Source organism: Paraburkholderia sp. 32 (genome assembly GCF_050435345.1).
Taxonomy (GTDB): domain Bacteria; phylum Pseudomonadota; class Gammaproteobacteria; order Burkholderiales; family Burkholderiaceae; genus Paraburkholderia; species Paraburkholderia tuberum.
This window is the reverse complement of the sequence record NZ_JBNDKD010000002.1, coordinates 1,489,898-1,507,270: the sequence shown is the minus strand read 5'-3', so window position 1 is coordinate 1,507,270 and position 17,373 is coordinate 1,489,898. Positions and strand designations below refer to the sequence as shown.

Below are 17,373 nucleotides of genomic sequence, written 5' to 3'. Positions count from 1 at the left end.
TCCCTTGGCAAGTTCAGCGACGCACTGGCGGTGGGTTGTCGTCATCTGGGTCCTGCTGCGACTGTCCCGGAAGACCTCCGAATTGAAGAGCCCGGTGAACGGCATTCAAATCGATGCTTGCCAGTTTGCTCGGCGGCGTTGCTGAGCCGGAGTCGTCTACAAGATGTTGATAGAGGAAATCGACAACCGCACCGAGGGCATTGAGGGCGCTCGCGTAATCTCGTGCAATCGCCAGGTCGTGGACTTCTACGGCCCGCCTCATCACCAATTCGCGTAGTGGTTCCGGTGCTGATTCGTATTGGCGAGCAAACGCGGCGTTCCGTTTGATCTCTTCAAGCCGGTCAATCGCTTTTGAGGCACTGCGGCGGCTCTGCCCCCTGGGTACATGCGTGGCGCTGCGCCCGACCACTTTTGTCAGCAGTTCGACGATTTCACGAGATGAGTTTTCTTTCATCCTGGCTCTCCAAGGGGAAAACACACTCGCCTCCCCGCCCGCCCGGTCGTCAATGCTCGAACCGTTACTCGATGTTAGTACAGCTGTTCGGTAGGAGGAAACAGTATATCGGTGCGTAGGCCGCAGAAGTGTCGCGTGGACTTCGCAACAAGTGAACTATCGCCGGGTTCCTCGCTGCCTCGCACATACGGTTGGTCAAGCGAGCGCCACAGGACAATCCCTGAACGCTTGCCGGGCAATTTCAGGAACATGCGGGCGCAATTCTCCGCAGCGAAATGTTGGTTTCGGACCGTCGCTGCCCGGTCAAAGTGTAGGGCGAGTCCCACCACCGAGTCCACGTCGCCACTGTCACGCGAGCATTCAACGCCTACGCAGCCCGTTAGCGGCACGCCTGCCTGACAGCCCCTCCGTCGGCACGGTCTTTGCGTCCAGAAACTGCGTCAACCGGAGATAGCCATGATGCGATGTTTTGCGGACTTCGCTCCCAAGCAAGCGCTGCGCGGCAGTGCAGCCGTACTTGCTGCCACCATACTCCTAACAGCATGCGGGACGGGAATGGCGGCATTCGCCGGACTGCTTCCGAAATCCGACGGGGTAGCGACCGCAGTGACCGCTACGCCGTTGGTCGAACTGCAGACCACGATGACGAATCTAATCGAATCCGGTTACGAGGACATTTCCGCAGCTGCTGACTAAGCTCGCCCGCAAGCTCGGCGGTGCCGCGCCGCGCCACGTGATATCACTGTCGGAACCGACTTCACCGTTCATCAGGTGTTGAACACGGTTCGTCTTCAACTCTGTTCTCTGCCATTAGCTATGCTTCTCTCTGTGTCTTGCGCCCGCCGCGAAGCACAGCCACCAAACACCGGCACAGTCGCTTGCGCACGACCCAATGATCGGTCCGACAGGTACCGTTACGTCACCAGCGGGTAGGCACGGTCGCATTGATTGCGTTCGAGCAATGCCCAACACCTGGCGGACCACCGCGTACTGCACGAACATAGGAGCGAAACGTGGCAAATATTGACTTCGAGAACCTCCGGCAGTTGTTTCCAGTCACCGACGATATTCCCGATTCCGCCCGCCTCGCGGAGCCGATTCATCAGCGCGTCTCGCTCGTCGATGGAGAACTGAAGGCATGGGATGGCGCCTGCAAGAACGTGCAGTCCCCAGTCTGCGTGCGACAAGTTTCCGGCGACGCTGAACAGGTCGTAATTGGCAGTTATCCGGTCATGGGCGAGGTCGAGAGCGATGCTGCGCTGAACGCGGCCGTGCGAGCCTACGATCACGGCCGCGGTGAGTGGCCAACGATGACAGTCGCGCAGCGCATCGGCTGCATGCAAGACTTCATTCGTCTCATGGCGGCCACGCGCCATGAGATTGTGAATCTGATCATATGGGAAATCGGCAAGAGCCTTGCCGATTCGCAGAAGGAGTTCGACCGCACCATCAGCTATATGCAAGACACTATCTCGGCGCTCAAGGAGCTAGACAATAGCAACTCGCGCTTTGTCATCGCCGAGGGCACCATCGGCCAGATTCGCCGCTCTATCGTGAGGAGCAGTTCGGACCGATCATCCCAGTCGTGCCGTTCGATGACATCGATACACCACTCGAGTATGTCATCACTTCGGACCACGGTCAGCAGGTCAGCATTTTCGGCACCGACGCTGCCCAAATTGGCTCGCTGGTCGACCCGCTCGTCAATCAGGTGTGCCGCGTCAATCTCAACAGCCAGTGCCAGCGAGGCCCAGACGTCTTTCCGTTTGCCGGCCGCAAGGATTCTGCGGAAGGTACGCTATCGGTCACCGATGCGTTGCGCGCGTTCTCGATTCGCGCCATGGTCGCGGCCAAAGAGACCGACCTGAACAAGACGCTGCTCGATACGATGGTCACGAATCATCACTCGAAGTTCGTGAACACCGGTTTTATCTTTTAGCGGCTCGATGGGTACCGAGCTTGAGTCCCGGTGCGGAGGTTCAGCGCGCGATGCCGTCAAGGTCAGCGCATCGTGCGCATGGTTGAGTGAAAGGGTCCATTCGTCAGTTGGGGCGATTTCGCACGACGTCCGGCCAGTCGATGCCCGTAGAAAAGCATAGGTTTAAAAGCGACGAATATTTGCGACCTGCTCGTATTGTTCCACACCGACTACGACTCGGTACTCCTGCATCAGCCGGATGAGCGCCTGCGACGCCCTGGAAATCACACCGTAGACTTCCAGCTGCTCGGCGTGCACCAGCGCCTGCCCCAAAGTCATGGCCACGTCAGTCCCCTTATTGCAGTTGAACAGCGAGCAAATCGTTGGCGAACGCGGGCCGGGCGGAGGCGAACTCCATCAGGTCGAGGAAGCCCTCGCTGACCGCAAACTCATGCAGCGCATCATCGCCGCTGTCAGCTTTGATGCGACCGTAGCTTTCGACCATTTTCAGGTCGGTAATCAAGTACATCATCTCAACCTCTTTCTGTCTGGGAATGCCCCGAGTTGTCGCGCTCATACCTCGACGGAAAGAATGCGCCCCGTCGGGCCGTTGTCGTCTCATGCTTCGGTCCGAAGAGTACGTAGCGTGGCTTAATTCAAGCTTAAACAATGCCAACGATGAGAACGCCTCGCCGCAACGGAGATTCGGCGGCGCCCAATCGGAAAACCTCGCGGAATAGCATTCAATCCGTCGCGAAGCGGTTGAACACTGGACGGTCGTTTGGCGGGGAGAATAAAGTGTCCTCGGGCCACTTGCTCGATGGCGGAGCAAGCGGCTGTTATTGAATGTCAGTCCGCAATCTCCGGCTCGACCAGCTTCGCCAGTTGCGCGAGCGACTCCTGCCAGCCGAGGTAACACATCTCGACCGGAATCATCTCGGGGATGCCTTCCTGCACGATGTTCAGTTCGGTCCCGCACGACACCTGCCGCAACGAAACGGTCGTGTGCATCTGACCGGGCAGATTCGGGTCGTCGAAATGGTCCGAATAGCGGATCTTTTCGAACGGCACCAGTTCGATGTACTCGCCGCCGAACGAGTGCCCCTTGCCCGAGCCGAAGTTATGAAACGACATCCTGTAGGTGCCGCCGACGCGCGCATCCATCTGATGCACGTCGCAGGTGAAGCCATACGGCGGTAGCCATTTCGCCATCGCGGCGGGTTCGAGGAATGCGCGATAGATACGCTCGGGCGTCGTGCGCAAAACACGGTGGAATTTGACGGTTCCGGTAGCCATGATGAGTATGCCTTTCACGGGAGGGGTTGAATATACTGTCACGACGCGCCCGCGTTGCGGGAATCGACACGCACGAGACCAGGCAAAACCCGTAGACGGGTTGACACTCGTTTAGCAGATGCATCGCCCCATACGGACTGCGTTGCGGTCGAAGCGTCCCCGGTCGCCATAGCGTCCCCGTCCTTTTTAGATGATCGATGATTGCAACGCATCAGGGACCGCCGGCCTACGCCGGCCATTGAAGTCCGGATGCATGGCTGCAATCGTTACCTTCAATCCGTTGCAAATGAGAACTTGGCAAGCCGGGGGCGTCCATGCATGGTGTATAGGCAACTTGATGAGCAGGGACTTCAGGCGGCGAGTTTCTGCTGAACCGGTTGATCGTCTTTCACCGGTTCGCCATCCCTGAAGGCAATGCCTTCCAGCAACAGCTGGATCTTTTCGGGCCCTTGACGCGGCGCCAGGCTTTCTCGGCTTCCTCGATCAGCTTGAATGCCAGACCAAGGAAGGTGGGTCGCGACACACAGTTGCGCGTGCGCGTCGTACGGTGTCGCACCGTCGCGAACGTCGACTCAATCGGATTCGTGGTCCGCAAATGCTGCCAGTGCTCAGCCGGGAAGTCGTAAAACGCCAGCAGGCTTTCCCGGTCCTTCTTCAACGTTTCCGTTGCCTTCGGATATTTCGCCGCGTAGACCGTCACGAAACGATCAAACGCGCCTTCCATTCGCCATTCGAGGTCTTTGCCCCAACACTTGCTTCAGCAGCTCAATCAAGGCTCTAAACATTAAACCCGCCGTTGCGCTTCGACCTTGAAACCGCCGTTTACGTACGGCCATAAAACATAATTCGTATTACATATAGGCGATACCCGCTGAATGATGGCCGAAACTGACGGTGTGATGCGCCCCCGAGAGCACCCGTGTCCCACTATCCTCATCCTCATGGCAGCGTTGTGCAGCACAGCATTCGAAGACCTCCACATCTCGAATCGGGGAAAAAGATGCAAACGTTCGATGTGTTGACTTATGTTGCTCATACCTTGCGTGCGGGAGAGCGCGTAGGTGTTGCCTCTATTCTCTGCGTCGCCGTCGAGATAATGCTGCCGTATGGCAAGGTGTCGTTTGCATCACGCGCGCGCGGCATTCTGTTTCACATTTGTTATTTGTTTATAGGTGGGCTTTTCTTCGAACTTTATCATTCTGTGATCGTCGCACTGCATATCCGACCGCTTTTTTCGATATCGCTTGACGGCGTATTGGATTCGCCGCGGCCAGTCTGGCGCGCCACCAGCATCGCCCTTGCTATCGCTGGGGCGATACTGATTGGTGATTTGCTGTACTACTGGTTCCATCGCGCGCAGCATACGTTCGGTTTCTTATGGCGGTTCCACCAGGTCCACCATTCGATTCGCGAGATGAATGTGTGGAACTGCAATATGCATGTATCGGAGGAGTTGCTCCGTCCCCTCGTTGTCACGCTTCCAATGGCACTACTGATCGACTTCCATCCTCCATTCCTATGGTCGTTGATTGGCATGATGATACTCATTCAGGGCACCTTCGAGCACGCCGATACACGCATCAGCTTTGGCCCGATTTCCTATCTGTTCCCAGACAATCGATTTCATCGAATTCATCATTCAGTCGAGTTGCGCCATTACAACCGAAATTTCGCTGCAGTCGTGACCTTATGGGACGTATTGTTTGGGACCGCACACTTCCCGAAGAAAGGCGAATGGCCCGATGTCGGTCTTGACTACACTGATGAACCTGACGGTCTGGTTGATTATCTGCTGATGCCATTCACCGTCAGGCTACCCGCCACCGCCGTGCAAGACCCATCCCCACGGAGGACGGAGTGATGTCCCCACTCGCAACGACACTCGGATCGCGGCTTGCCGATGCGAAAAACAGGCCATCGGGTTTCGACTACATGCGTCTCGTGCTCGCCGTCCTCGTGGTCGCGAGCCACACCATCAACGTCTGTTATGGTCACAAGTTCACTCAAGCGGTATGGTCCGGGCCTGCACGAGCACCGCTCGCGCTAATCTTGCCAATGTTCTTCGCTCTGAGCGGTTTCCTGGTTGCCGGCAGCTTCGAACGTTGCCGCACGATCGTTTCCTTCTGCGGGCTGCGGGTACTGCGGCTGCTACCCGCATTGGCGGTCGACACGCTGATCGCCGCATTGCTGATCGGGCCGTTCTTTACCACGCTTCCACTTCATCAATATTTCACTGATCCCGAGTTCCGGGCGTACTTCCTGAACATTCTCGGAGACGTCCATTTCGCGCTGCCAGGTATGTTCGCCAACAATCCTTGGCCGGATGCAATCAATCAGCAATTGTGGACGTTACCGTTCGAACTAGCCTGTTACGTCGCATTGACTATTGCGTCGTATGCCGGCATGGCACAACGACCGCATCTTTTACTCGCCGCATCGATTGGTGCGAACGTCTTACTCGTTGCGCTTGCGCACCGTTCCGGTTCGGCTGGTATGACCGTACACGGACCGATGCTCGTTCTCTGTTTCTTCTATGGCGTTTGCGCGTACCAGTTCCGCAACCGGATCGTCTGGAGTTCATGGCTCTGTGTGCTATCTGGCCTCGTCGCAGTGATTTGCCTATCCGTTCGCGGCGCGGATTACTTCGCGGCGCTGCCCGCCGCCTATCTGACCGTCTTTCTCGGACTCACGCAACCAAGACGCCACCGCTTTGTCGCAAGCGGTGACTACTCATACGGCATCTTTCTTTACGGTTTCCCGATACAGCAAACTGTGGCCGCGATGCTTGCCCCGGCCGCCCTCACCTGGTACGTTCATTTTCCGATTTCCCTCGCCCTCACACTTCTCTTTGCAATGATGTCGTGGCATGGCGTCGAAAAGCGTGCCCTGAAACTGCGCGGCTTGCTGGACCGTATCGAAACCGGTGCGTTGCATATTGCCGCCGCCGTACCGGGGGGGCGATATCTCGTACCGGCGCCCGCGGTCCGAATCACGAAGTCGCCGACCCTCGAATGATCGTCAGAAGGCGGGGATAGGCAGCCGCAGAGATTCAATCTCGCGCAATTCGTAGCGGCGCTGCGGGGCGTCTTTGCTCATCAAGGTCAGATACGGAGCAGCGAAATACCACTCTTCATCCAATACATCCGTTGGGTAGGGCCTGCGTTTTTTCATGCCGCCAGGATACCAGGTCTGGCGCGAAGTTCCTGACACGCCTCTAAGATGGGTGGTTCCCGTCAGAGCCACAAAGGAAGGTCATGGGCATCGACTCGACACATCAAACCGCCATCAAAGCTTTCGTGTTCGATGTCTTCGGAACCGTGGTTGACTGGCGAAGCGGCGTCGCGCGCGAAGCGCAACCGTTTCTGCAGCGGCACGCGCCGAATCTCGACGCATCCGACTTCGCGGACGCATGGCGACGCGAGTATTCGCCCGCGATGGAAGAAGTGCGTAGCGGACGCAGACCGTATGTGCGTCTCGACGTGCTGCACCGGGAAAACCTCGTCAAAGTGCTGGCGCGTTTCGGCATCGCCAACGTTCCCGAACCGGAAATCGATGAGTTGAACCTGGCCTGGCATCGGCTGGACCCCTGGCCCGATGCCGTCGACGCATTGCGGCGCCTGAAGGCGCGCTTCATCATCGCACCGCTATCCAACGGCAACATTCGCCTGATGGTGGACATCGCAAAGCGTGCCGGTCTGCCTTGGGATGCCATTCTCGGTGCCGAAGTCGTCCGCGCTTATAAACCCTCGCCGCTGGTCTATAGCGAAACGGCGGAAATCCTCGGCATTGCGCCACGCGAATTATGCCTCGTGGCCGCACATAACAACGATCTCGCCGCTGCCCGGCGCGTCGGCTTGAGCACCGCGTTCGTCGTGCGGCCCACCGAGCATGGCCCTCAACAGACGAGCGATCTGAAAGCGGACGAGGCGTGGGACTTCATCGTCGACGATCTGCACGAACTCGCGACGCAACTAGGCTGCGCGCGCTGATGCAAACCCACGCAAGGCGACGTACTGCAACAGCATGATCGTCTTGCCGTCGACGATTTCCCCTGCGTCGACCGCTCGCAACGCGGCTTGCAACGGCATTTCGATCACCTCGAGATCTTCCCCTTCATCCTCGACGCCGCCGCCGTCGTTGACCCGCATCGACGCGTCGTACTCGCCGACATAGAAGTAGAGCTTTTCGGTTACGGATCCCGGGCTCATGTAGGCCTCGAAAATCTTGTGGACCTGACCCACGCGATACCCCGTTTCCTCCTCGACTTCGAGCCGGATGCGTTCTTCCGGCGAAGCGTTGTCGAGCAACCCGCCCGGCGCTTCGATCATCATGCCGTCGTGACCGTTCACGAACGCGGGCATGCGGAATTGTCGCGTGAGTATCACGTTGCCGGTGCGCGGACTGTGCAGCAGGATCGTCGCGCCGTTGCCGCGATCGTAGGTCTCGCGGTTCTGCCGCTGCCATGTGCCATCGCGACGCAGGAAGTCGAACGTCACCTTCTTCAGCGTGTACCAGTCGTCGGATAGCAAGGTCGTTCCGACGATGCGAACCCGGTCTTTCGTTGCGGTCATGGCGCCTCCTGTCGACCATGGACAATGATTCATGGTATCGTGCAACTTCGTGCAGTTTCAAGATATTTCGTGCAAAGCAATGTTGACGACCCAACGCAAGAAAGCGATCCTCGACGAACTCGCGCGCAACGGGCAGGTCCTGGCAGGCGAGCTGAGCGCGGCGTTTGGCGTGTCGGAAGACACGATCCGCCGCGATCTACGCGAACTGGCCGCGCAGGGGCGCTTGCAGCGCGTCCACGGCGGCGCGTTGCCCGCGTCGGCGGCGCTCGCGTCATTCGAGCAGCGTCAGGACATCGAGACGCTCGCCAAGCGGCGCATCGCTCGGCGAGCGGTCGAACTGATCGCGCCGGGGCAAACCGTGATCGTCGACGGCGGCACCACGTCGGCGCTATTGGTCCAGGCGCTGCCGTCCGATTTGCACGCGACCATCGTCACGCATAGTCCGAGCGTCGCCACGGCGCTTGCCGCGCATCCTTGTGTCGAGGTGATCCTGATTGGCGGCCGGCTTTACAAACATTCGATCGTGGCCGTCGGTGCCGCCGCGATGGAAGGCATTTCGCGCATCCATGCCGACCTGTACTTCATGGGGGTGACAGGCGTGCATCCCAGCGCTGGGCTGAGCACCGGTGACTTCGAGGAAGCCGCGATCAAGCGCGCGCTCGCCGCGCGGGCGGCGGAAACGGTCGTGCTCGCGTCATCGTCGAAACTGAACGCCGCATCGCGGTTTGTGATCGGCGAGATCAAACTCGCGCAGACCATCGTGGTCGAGAAGAAGACCCGCGCGGAATTGACGAAGCCGATCGAAGCGGCTGGGGTGACTGTGGTGAGAGCGTAGGGGTGGCGCGCCATGGATCACGCGTCCGTCGGGCGTACGCCGCCCGATCACATCCGCGCATGACGGATAGACATAGAAGGCGCCGGTCGGACGAGGACAATAGAGTCCATCGATCGCATTCAGTCTATCCACCACGAGATCGCGCCGCTGCGATTTTTCGAAGCCGGAGTTTCATCCGCGCGCGGCCGCTTCCGAACAAAGATCAAACAGGCGACTTTTGAAGTGCTAGGATGACGCGCGCAACCCGGCTTGTTCCACGAAGCGACACTGCCGGGTTGCCGACACGATGGTGAAATCGTTGCGTTGTGCAGCCTGATACTCAAGTACAGAGGAGACACTCAATGAAACTTTCGAAGCTGCTTATAAACGCGTTGGCGCTCTCGGCTCTCAGCTTTACCGCGGTCGCGGCTCATGCCGAAGATCTGCTCGACTCGGTCAAACAGGCCGGAGTCCTGAAGATCGGTCTCGAAGGCACCTATCCGCCGTTCGACTCGCGCAACAAGGACGGCGAGCTCGAAGGCTTCGACGTCGATGTCGCGAAAGCCGTGGCGGCGAAGCTCGGCGTAAAGCCGGTATTCATTCCGACCGAGTGGAGCGGCATTATCGCGGCGCTGCAAAGCGGCAAATTCGACGTGATCGTCAATCAGGTCACCATTACCCCGCAACGCAAACAGGTTCTTGATTTCAGCCAGCCGTACACGTACTCGGCCGCGCAGTTGATCCAACGGGCGGACGACAAGCGTGAGTTCAAATCGCTCGACGAATTCAAGGGCGACAAGAAGATCGGCGTGACGCTCGGCACCAACTACGACCAGATGGCCCGAGCGGTACCTGGCATCAACGTGCAAACTTATCCGGGTGCGCCCGAGAAACTGCGCGATCTCGCCGCCAGGCGTATCGATGCGACGATCGACGACCGGCTGATGCTGCCGTACATCATCAAGAACTCGCAGTTGCCGTTGCGTACGGGCGCGGTGCTGAAAGGCGCCGAGCAGGAAATGGGCATCCCGTTCCGCAAGGACAATCCGAAGTTCGCGAAAGCACTCGACGACGCGCTGACCCAAATGAAGCAGGACGGCACGCTCAAGAAGATCTCGATGCACTGGTTCGGCACGGACGTGACTCAGCCTATCGCGCAGTAATTTTCTCGTTGTTCTCGCGTACCCGCGCCGACCTGCCGAATGGTCGACGCGGGTACGCCGCTTGCTCGCTGAGCGGTTTCTGCCGCGCAATCGCTCGCGATCAACGCTTCCATTGCTTCGAATCACGAAGCAAGCGCGGATACGCCATTACGCGCACCTTCTCCCTCGTTCATCACGTTTCATTCTTCGTGCTGAATGCATGCACGCTCTGCTGCGCCGCAGTTGCCTGATGCTTCGAAAGCGTGCGATGCTTTCGGAGCCATTGATCCGGCCACCTCGTGTCGGACTCGCATGTCGCCGGGAGACGACCGCGAATGGCACGCGATGAGACCAGTGAAATGCCCACAACCTTGGAGGCATCATGAGCATTCAATCACTGTCTCGCAGCCGCAACGCATCAACCGCCCATCTCTTCCCCAGCTCAAGTAAGTACTTCGTGCCGCGGCGTTCGCCGATCACGCTCGGCGTCGCCTGCATCGCCTCGCTCGTCTTCTCATCCGCGAGCTGTCTGGCCGATACCCAGGTGGGCGCCACGCTGCCGCCGGCGCCCGACATTCTGTACGGCGATCTGTTCGTCGCCGTGCAAACCGCGCAGATCTTCGCCGACCAGAAGACGTTCGTCGACGCGACGCCGAATGGCAATCCCGCCGCGATCGTCCAGCTATACGAAACGCAGAAGAACCAGCCCGGCTTTTCGCTGCAGAAATTCGTCAGCCAGTACTTCACGCCGCCGCCCGATCAGAGCATCACGCCGCCGCCGAACCAGAGTCTGCGCGAGCACATCGACTGGCTCTGGGACGGCCTCACGCGCACGACGACGAGCGCGCCCGACTACAGCTCGCTGATCCCGCTGCCCAAACCATACGTCGTGCCGGGCGGCCGCTTTCGCGAAGGCTACTACTGGGATACCTATTTCACGATGCTGGGGCTGCAGGAGTCCGGACGTGAAGATCTCGTCGACGATATGCTCGACAACTTCGCGTACATGATCGACACGTTCGGCCACATACCGAACGGCAATCGCACGTACTATCTGAGCCGCTCGCAGCCGCCGTTCTATTCGTATATGGTGGAGCTCGCGGCGCAAAAGGAAGGCAACAAGGTTTATCAGAAGTACCTGCCCGTGCTGCGCAAGGAGTACGCGTACTGGATGCAAGGCTCGTCCAGCACGCCGCCCGGCGGCGCTACGCACAATGTGGTCGTGCTCAACGATGGCACCGTGCTCAACCGCTACTGGGACGATCTGGACACGCCGCGCGACGAGTCGTACCTCGAGGACGTGCAGACCGCGCAGGCGAGCGGCCGGCCGGCCAACCAGGTCTACCGCGATCTGCGCGCGACCGCCGAAAGCGGCTGGGATTTCAGCTCACGCTGGTTCGGCGACAACCAGACGCTCGCAACGGTGCGCACGACATCGATCATCCCGGTCGATCTGAACAGCCTGTTGTTCCATCTGGAGACGACGATCGCGCGCGGCTGCTCGGAGACACGCGACTTCCGTTGCGTCGCGCAGTTCATCGGCTACGCGGCGCGGCGCGCGGAAGGCATCAACCGCTATCTGTGGAATCGCAACGGCTACTACGGCGACTACGACTGGCAACTCGGCAAGTCGCGCGACAACCAGACACCGGCGATGCTGTATCCGCTGATGGCCGGCGTGGCGTGGCCCGATCGCGCGTGGAAGACCGCCCAGACCGTGCAGAATGTGCTGCTCAAGCAGGGCGGCCTCACGACGTCGACCTATAACACCACGCAGCAATGGGACGCGCCGAACGGCTGGGCGCCGTTGCACTGGATCGCGATTCAGGGCCTCAAGCGCTACGGACGCGCCGACCTCGCGCAGCCGATCGGCACGCGCTTTCTCGCGGACGTCGAGAACGTCTACAACACGCAGCACAAGCTCGTCGAGAAGTACGTCGTGGAAGGCGCAGGCGAAGGCGGCGGCGGGGGTGGCGAGTATCCGCTGCAGGACGGCTTCGGGTGGACCAATGGCGTAACGTTGATGCTGCTCGATCTGTATGGCAATGGGCAGTGAGTCCCCGCGGCATCGTCAAGCGAGTGTCGTGCGGCTAGTCCCAATGGAAGCGGAATGATCTGGCTCGCCAATATTGTTCTCGTGCTGCACGCGCTGATCGTGGTGTTTATCGTCGGCGGACTGTTCGCTATCTGGATCGCCCACGGTTTGCGACTCCCGTGGGCGCGCAATCGCACATTCCGGACGGTACATGTTCTCGCCATCGGTATCGTGGCGACCCTTGCGGTGCTCAATGTGCCGTGCCCGTTAACCGTTCTGGAGGATCGTCTGCGCACGGGAACGGTCGGTCCGCAAGGGTTCATACAGCGCTGGGTCAGCGCCTGGCTGTATTACGACTTTCCGGGCTGGGTGTTCGTAGTCGCCTATGTCGCGTTCTTGCTGGCAGTGATTGTTACGTGGTACCGAATTCGGCCACGAGCGTGACGGGCGTACCGCCGCCCCGCCCGCCGAAGCGATCGACGCCGCCCGGACGGAAATTCCCGAGCCTGCTCTTTTTTTAATTCTATTGAGGACGCATTTTCACCGGTTAAATTTACCATTCAGTTATATTTATCAAACGCAATTAATTCCGACGACATAGCCACGAAAATCCGCAGTTCGTCGTCGCCATTCAATGCAATTCGGATAAATCCACCAGCGTTTTTCTGCCCCCATGCAGCGGCGACCGCGTCAGCGCTCGATCTCGAAGGGCTACTCCTCCACAAGATCCGACTTTATTCTGAATCGCATAATTGCCGCTTGATCCTTGACAAAACCGCATTTCGCATCCTATTTTCACTCTTGCTGTAAGCATCGGAAAGATTCAATTTTAAATTTCTCTTGAAATGTCGAGATAAATCGACAGGGAATCCATTTATCCATTCAATTAGTAATTTCAGAAAGCGAATGGGAATATTAATGAAAGTATTTTGAATTAATGCACTGCGAAAAGCTGTCCATGCAACCGCTGCGTGCCATCGAGTGCGGTGCGGGTTATTCGATCTCCAATGCGCGCGACCGGCGAAAAGCGGCCTTTGTGTAGCGGTATCACTCACCAGGGAACGAGATGAAACCAGACAGAAGGAGTACCGACGATGGTCGCGTCCGTCGTCATGGCCGGCTCGCCGCGCTAAGCGCGCTGACACTCGGAATCGTTATGCTCGCCGGATGCGGCGGCGGCGACGGAGGTTCGTCGGCGTCGACGGTACCAAGCGGCATGGCGCAGGTCGCCAATCAGGCGCAAGCGGCGTCGGCGCCGCAGACGCCATCCGCCAATCAGCCCTACACCGATCTCACCACCTATTCGACGAGTGCGACGTCCGGGATAGCCGCGTCGCTGGTCGCGGAGAAAGCGGCGATCATGCATTACCAATGGACGTCCGGCAGCACCACCGTCAATTACACGACGACCACCGGCCACCTGACCGCAATGGATCTGACGAGCGGCGCACCCGAAGCGACGATGTCCTACGTGGCCTACACGGCGCCGAGCACGAATGGCAAACCGCGCCCCGTGACGTTCGTCTATAACGGCGGGCCGGGTTCTTCGTCGATCTGGCTGCGTCTCGGATCGTTCGCGCCGACGCGCGTCGCGACCACCGATCCGCTGCTGAACGGCACCAGCTGGCCGAACTATCCGCTTGTGAACAACACCGAGAGCCTGATCGACACGACCGATCTCGTGTTCATCGATCCGCCGGGCACGGGCCTCTCCGAAGCGATCCTGCCGAACACGAACCAGACCTACTGGAGCACCGATGCGGACGCGAACATCATGCGCGACTTCATCATCCGCTACCTGACGGTCAATTCACGCAGCAGCTCGCCGATCTATCTGTACGGCGAATCGTACGGCACGCCTCGCACCGACATCCTCGCGCTCGCGCTCGAATCGGCCGGCGTGCAACTGACGGGGATCACGCTGCAGTCTTCGATCCTGAACTACTTCGCGGACGCGATCGAGGCGGTGGCAATCACGGGTTCGCCCGACCAGCTCGCGCTCGAAACCGATACATTGAGCGGCTACATGCCTGGCTATGCCGAGGTCGCGGCGTACTACAACCAGGTATCGCCAGCGCCAGTGAGTCAGGCGACCTACGCGCTTCGCAGCGAGGCGTTCGTGACCGCCAACTACAACCTGTTCAAGAATTATTCGCTGTACTGGACCTTGAGCCAGCTCGGCGCGCCCACCTACGCGGGACCGCCGAACTTCCCGCCGACGTGGCTGGAGAAGTTCTGGGACGCCGAATCCGGTCTCACGTTGCAGGCGATGCAGGGCTACTTCAACATCAATCCGTTCAACCTCACGCTGGTGCCAGGCTCGACGATAGGCCGCTACGATGGTCGCGTGTCGTTGCCCAACTCGGACTCGCGTCTGCAGAGCGACGGCGACCCGTCGGACATCCTGATCTCACTGCCATTCACCAATGCATTGGCGACACAGATGCCGGATTACCTCGGCTACACGGCGCCGAACGCGGCGTACATGCCGCTGAACGACGCAATCATCGAGGTGTGGGATTTCTCGCACGGCGGCCAGCCGCTGCCCGACACGATCCCCGATCTGCTCGGCGCGCTAAAGCTGAATCCGCAACTGAAGGTGCTGGCGGAAAACGGCTTCCACGATCTCGCCACGCCGTTCTTCAATACCGAGAAGCAGCTCGCGCGGCTCAAGACGGTCCAGGGTCTCAACCCGAATCTGCAGGTCAACTTCTTCCAGGGCGGACATATGATTTATCTGGATGACGTGGCGCGCCCGCAGATGAAGGCGGATCTCGCGGCCTTCTATGGTGGCACGCCGATAGCGGGCGCGCTGACGCTCGCGACGCTGCCTCAGCCGTGGGCCGACGAAGCGTCAGCCGCCACGCCGACGAGCGAGGCGCTCGCCGCGGCCGCGCCCTGATCGATGGTGGTTTCGCTTCGCGCGAAACCCTCTGACTACTTTTTATGGCGAATGATCATGTCTTCAATCGATGTCTTGCGACGTACTCTGGCGTTGATCGTCCTCGGTGTGATCGTCGGCAGTGCGCATGCGTTGCCGCCCCAGCCGGTGGCGCCCGTGACGCTACCCAACGGCGGACACGGCGTGGACGGTCCGTTCTTTCCTCATAACCGTGCCAACGCGGTCGCGCCGACCACCGGCTCGACGCTGCAGCAGCAGGCTCAGCAGCGCGTGGAGAGCAGACTGGGCGCGAAATCGGTGCTCAGCAACGGCTCGTCGATCACCAAGGCCCAGGCGCAAAGCAATGGGCTTGGCTATATCGCCAGGCATTTTGACGAGATCGATACCGCGCATTCGGGCCGCGTGACGTTGAACGACGTTCGGCAGTATCTGCAGCAGCATCAGCAGTGAGAGTCCGGTAGTCCAGTGGTCCGGGATGACGGCGGGCGGTGCGTCGCGATCGTGCGACGCACCGCCGGCCGTATGCGGCTGCGCGCCGCGCCCGCGCGCGGCGGATCGCTCACGCTCACTTGCCCGTTGCCGCCTGGATCATCTTCCATCCATTGCCCGCCGGATCGCGAAAGCCCGCATCGACGCTGCCGAAACGATCCACCGGCTCCTGCGTGAATTCCACGCCGCGCGCCTTCAACTGCTCGTAGCTCGCGCGACAGTCGGCAACGGACAGCACCAATGGCGGCATCGCCCCCTTCGCGACCATCGCGCGCAGCGTTTGCGCGGTCGCTTCATCGTGGACCGGGGGCCCCGGCGCGAACAGTCCCAACTGGAAAGTCGGCTGTTCCGGGTGCTGGACCGTGAGCCAGCGGTAAGCACCGTTGCGCACGTCGGTGTGGACGCGAAAGCCGAGTTTGTCGACGTAGAACGAAAGCGCCGCATCCTGATCGTCGACGTACAAACCGACCACATTGATACCCTGATTCATAACTCCTCCCTCGCTGGTTGAGGGTTCGACTGTATCGCTGGCCACGCGGCGGCGCTTCTCCAAAACTGCGATCGGCAGGTTCGGGCGTTTGCCCGGCCTTCGGCACGCTGGCGCGCCGGTTTCGGCGACGACCGCGCGAATCTCGTCCTCCGAGTAACCGAGCGCGCCGATCGGATCGGTCGGCCACGCGACGCCGCCGGAGGCCGCGAGACGCTAAAGCGCTTCGCAAAGGCAGCGGGGCATCGGTGTCGCGGCGCTCGCGCGTCGAACGCGAGCGCTGCGTCCCTTCTGATCGTCGACGTGCGCGCCGACCACATCGATACCCTCATTCACGAAGTCTCGCTGGTAGGAGGCTCGACAGTGTCGCCGACCACGCGGCGGCGCTTTTCCAGAACTGCGGTCGTCAGATCGGGGCGTTGTGCGGCCTTCAGCACGCAGGCGGGCACGCGATCGAGTTCAGCGGGATTGGCGCGTGCCTGCACGCGCATCTCGCTCGGGCTCAGGCCGGTAATGTCGCGAAAGACGCGGCCGAACGTGCCGAGGCTTTCCCAGCCGGTCGCGAACGCAATGTCCGTAATGCCGAGGTTGGTGTCACGCAGAAGCGTGGTGGCCTGTTCGATACGCCGCGTCAACAGATAGCGGTGTGGCGGCACGCCGAAGGCCCGCTTGAACGAACGCGCGAAGTGCGCTTCCGACACGCCGCTGACTTCAGCCAGGCGCCGCACCGGCCAGGCTTCGTGCGAGGCCGCATCGATGCGGTCTTTCGCACGCAGCAGGCGACGCAGCAGAGCCGGGTCTTCGAGTGCTTCGGCGCCGCCCGAGACGGGGGTCGGCGGGACTGCAGGGTCGTGTGAGCCGGGCATATGTTCGCGTTAGAACCGATAGCCGATGCCCGGCCGCCGCCGCGCCAAGAACGATCGCGGCCATGAGGAGCGTCCAGGCAGGCTTTGTCATCGAGCGGCAGGCCTCGTGTTGATGGAACGACGCACTAGCTGCGGCCCCTGGCCCTGACCGCAACCCGAGGCCATTGTTGCACGGCTTTGCTTGAACCTCGCGTCAAAGGCCGATCGAAAATTTTTCGATTTATTTAAAGAGATGGCAACGGTGCTGTGGACGATACCGCGAAGAACACCGACGCGTTCGACGGCTACCTGAAGAACGTCGTGTTCGCCTACAACTACATCAGCACCGGCGACGACCGGCCAGACGTGGCCGGGTTCTTCGCAGTAAGCAGCAAGCGTTAAACGCTGATGGCAACAGCG

At 60.1% G+C, this 17,373-nt stretch carries 17 protein-coding genes and 3 pseudogenes; 11 read left to right on the top strand and 9 right to left on the bottom strand.

Going from position 1 to position 17,373, the window contains the following annotated elements:
* Nucleotides 1-13: 13 nt before the first annotated feature.
* Nucleotides 14-454, bottom strand: a complete 441-nt coding sequence (locus tag OKW26_RS22220) for a hypothetical protein (protein ID WP_429355182.1) — start codon at nucleotides 452-454, stop codon at nucleotides 14-16.
* Between the two features lie 1,013 nt (nucleotides 455-1,467).
* On the opposite strand from OKW26_RS22220, the pseudogene OKW26_RS22215 reads away from it, so the two are divergent.
* Nucleotides 1,468-2,393: pseudogene (locus OKW26_RS22215) on the top strand (aldehyde dehydrogenase family protein).
* Between the two features lie 162 nt (nucleotides 2,394-2,555).
* Here the strand turns inward: OKW26_RS22215 and OKW26_RS22210 are convergent.
* The 4 genes and pseudogenes from OKW26_RS22210 to OKW26_RS22195 all read right to left on the bottom strand — a co-directional run.
* Nucleotides 2,556-2,717, bottom strand: coding sequence for a hypothetical protein (locus tag OKW26_RS22210; protein ID WP_184061799.1), 162 nt, complete (start codon nucleotides 2,715-2,717; stop codon nucleotides 2,556-2,558).
* Nucleotides 2,718-2,727: 10 nt separating this feature from the next.
* Nucleotides 2,728-2,904, bottom strand: a complete 177-nt coding sequence (locus tag OKW26_RS22205; RefSeq protein ID WP_184005448.1) for a hypothetical protein — start codon at nucleotides 2,902-2,904, stop codon at nucleotides 2,728-2,730.
* A 317-nt stretch (nucleotides 2,905-3,221) separates the two neighbouring features.
* Nucleotides 3,222-3,668 carry an SRPBCC family protein gene (locus OKW26_RS22200; protein WP_018422638.1) on the bottom strand — a complete coding sequence of 149 codons (447 nt, stop codon included), beginning with the start codon at nucleotides 3,666-3,668 and terminating at the stop codon, nucleotides 3,222-3,224.
* A gap of 350 nt (nucleotides 3,669-4,018) precedes the next feature.
* Nucleotides 4,019-4,383 (bottom strand): annotated as a pseudogene (locus tag OKW26_RS22195) (transposase); the annotation flags it as partial.
* A 204-nt stretch (nucleotides 4,384-4,587) separates the two neighbouring features.
* Between OKW26_RS22195 and OKW26_RS22190 the strand changes: the two are divergent.
* Together OKW26_RS22190 and OKW26_RS22185 are read left to right on the top strand one after the other, a co-directional pair.
* Nucleotides 4,588-5,529: a sterol desaturase family protein gene (locus OKW26_RS22190; protein ID WP_429355181.1), complete on the top strand. Its 942-nt coding sequence runs from the start codon at nucleotides 4,588-4,590 to the stop codon at nucleotides 5,527-5,529.
* Nucleotides 5,529-6,683 (top strand): acyltransferase family protein, encoded by a 1,155-nt coding sequence (locus OKW26_RS22185; protein WP_184074451.1) that lies wholly within the window; start codon nucleotides 5,529-5,531, stop codon nucleotides 6,681-6,683. Before OKW26_RS22190 ends, OKW26_RS22185 begins: the two co-directional genes overlap by 1 nt.
* Nucleotides 6,684-6,719: 36 nt before the next feature.
* On the opposite strand, the pseudogene OKW26_RS22180 reads toward OKW26_RS22185, so the two are convergent.
* Nucleotides 6,720-6,839: pseudogene (locus OKW26_RS22180) on the bottom strand (IS5/IS1182 family transposase); the annotation flags it as partial.
* An 83-nt stretch (nucleotides 6,840-6,922) separates the two neighbouring features.
* Here OKW26_RS22180 and OKW26_RS22175 point away from each other — a divergent pair.
* Complete coding sequence (locus OKW26_RS22175) at nucleotides 6,923-7,657, top strand: haloacid dehalogenase type II (protein ID WP_429355180.1); 735 nt, start codon at nucleotides 6,923-6,925, stop codon at nucleotides 7,655-7,657.
* Here OKW26_RS22175 and OKW26_RS22170 read toward each other — a convergent pair.
* Entirely contained in the window at nucleotides 7,640-8,239 is a 600-nt protein-coding gene (locus OKW26_RS22170; protein ID WP_184023738.1) for an NUDIX domain-containing protein, read from the bottom strand. The two genes, OKW26_RS22175 and OKW26_RS22170, sit on opposite strands and share 18 nt — an antisense overlap.
* Before the next feature lie 79 nt (nucleotides 8,240-8,318).
* Here OKW26_RS22170 and OKW26_RS22165 point away from each other — a divergent pair, with 79 nt between their 5' ends.
* The 6 genes from OKW26_RS22165 (at nucleotide 8,319) to OKW26_RS22140 (ending at nucleotide 15,582) form a co-directional block, all read left to right on the top strand.
* Nucleotides 8,319-9,074 (top strand): DeoR/GlpR family DNA-binding transcription regulator, encoded by a 756-nt coding sequence (locus OKW26_RS22165; RefSeq protein WP_184045063.1) that lies wholly within the window; start codon nucleotides 8,319-8,321, stop codon nucleotides 9,072-9,074.
* Nucleotides 9,075-9,415: 341 nt separating this feature from the next.
* Nucleotides 9,416-10,216 carry a transporter substrate-binding domain-containing protein gene (locus OKW26_RS22160; protein WP_184061795.1) on the top strand — a complete coding sequence of 267 codons (801 nt, stop codon included), beginning with the start codon at nucleotides 9,416-9,418 and terminating at the stop codon, nucleotides 10,214-10,216.
* A 361-nt stretch (nucleotides 10,217-10,577) separates the two neighbouring features.
* Nucleotides 10,578-12,251, top strand: coding sequence for an alpha,alpha-trehalase TreA (gene treA, locus OKW26_RS22155; protein WP_429355179.1), 1,674 nt, complete (start codon nucleotides 10,578-10,580; stop codon nucleotides 12,249-12,251).
* A 54-nt stretch (nucleotides 12,252-12,305) separates the two neighbouring features.
* Nucleotides 12,306-12,674, top strand: a complete 369-nt coding sequence (locus OKW26_RS22150; protein WP_429355178.1) for a DUF2784 domain-containing protein — start codon at nucleotides 12,306-12,308, stop codon at nucleotides 12,672-12,674.
* A 622-nt stretch (nucleotides 12,675-13,296) separates the two neighbouring features.
* On the top strand, nucleotides 13,297-15,132 hold the full coding sequence (locus tag OKW26_RS22145) for a S10 family serine carboxypeptidase-like protein (RefSeq protein WP_429355177.1): 1,836 nt from the start codon (nucleotides 13,297-13,299) through the stop codon (nucleotides 15,130-15,132).
* Between the two features lie 51 nt (nucleotides 15,133-15,183).
* Nucleotides 15,184-15,582 (top strand): 2-oxoglutarate dehydrogenase, encoded by a 399-nt coding sequence (locus tag OKW26_RS22140; RefSeq protein WP_429355176.1) that lies wholly within the window; start codon nucleotides 15,184-15,186, stop codon nucleotides 15,580-15,582.
* Nucleotides 15,583-15,697: 115 nt separating this feature from the next.
* Here the strand turns inward: OKW26_RS22140 and OKW26_RS22135 are convergent, their stop codons facing one another.
* Both OKW26_RS22135 and OKW26_RS22130 read right to left on the bottom strand, forming a co-directional pair.
* The gene (locus tag OKW26_RS22135) at nucleotides 15,698-16,111 is read right to left on the bottom strand and encodes a VOC family protein (RefSeq protein ID WP_090810736.1); all 414 of its coding nucleotides are present in this window, start codon (nucleotides 16,109-16,111) and stop codon (nucleotides 15,698-15,700) included.
* 329 nt (nucleotides 16,112-16,440) lie between these two features.
* The gene (locus OKW26_RS22130; protein WP_429355175.1) at nucleotides 16,441-16,974 is read right to left on the bottom strand and encodes a helix-turn-helix transcriptional regulator; all 534 of its coding nucleotides are present in this window, start codon (nucleotides 16,972-16,974) and stop codon (nucleotides 16,441-16,443) included.
* 246 nt (nucleotides 16,975-17,220) lie between these two features.
* On the opposite strand from OKW26_RS22130, the gene OKW26_RS22125 reads away from it, so the two are divergent.
* Entirely contained in the window at nucleotides 17,221-17,355 is a 135-nt protein-coding gene (locus OKW26_RS22125; RefSeq protein WP_429355174.1) for a hypothetical protein, read from the top strand.
* Nucleotides 17,356-17,373: the final 18 nt, after the last annotated feature.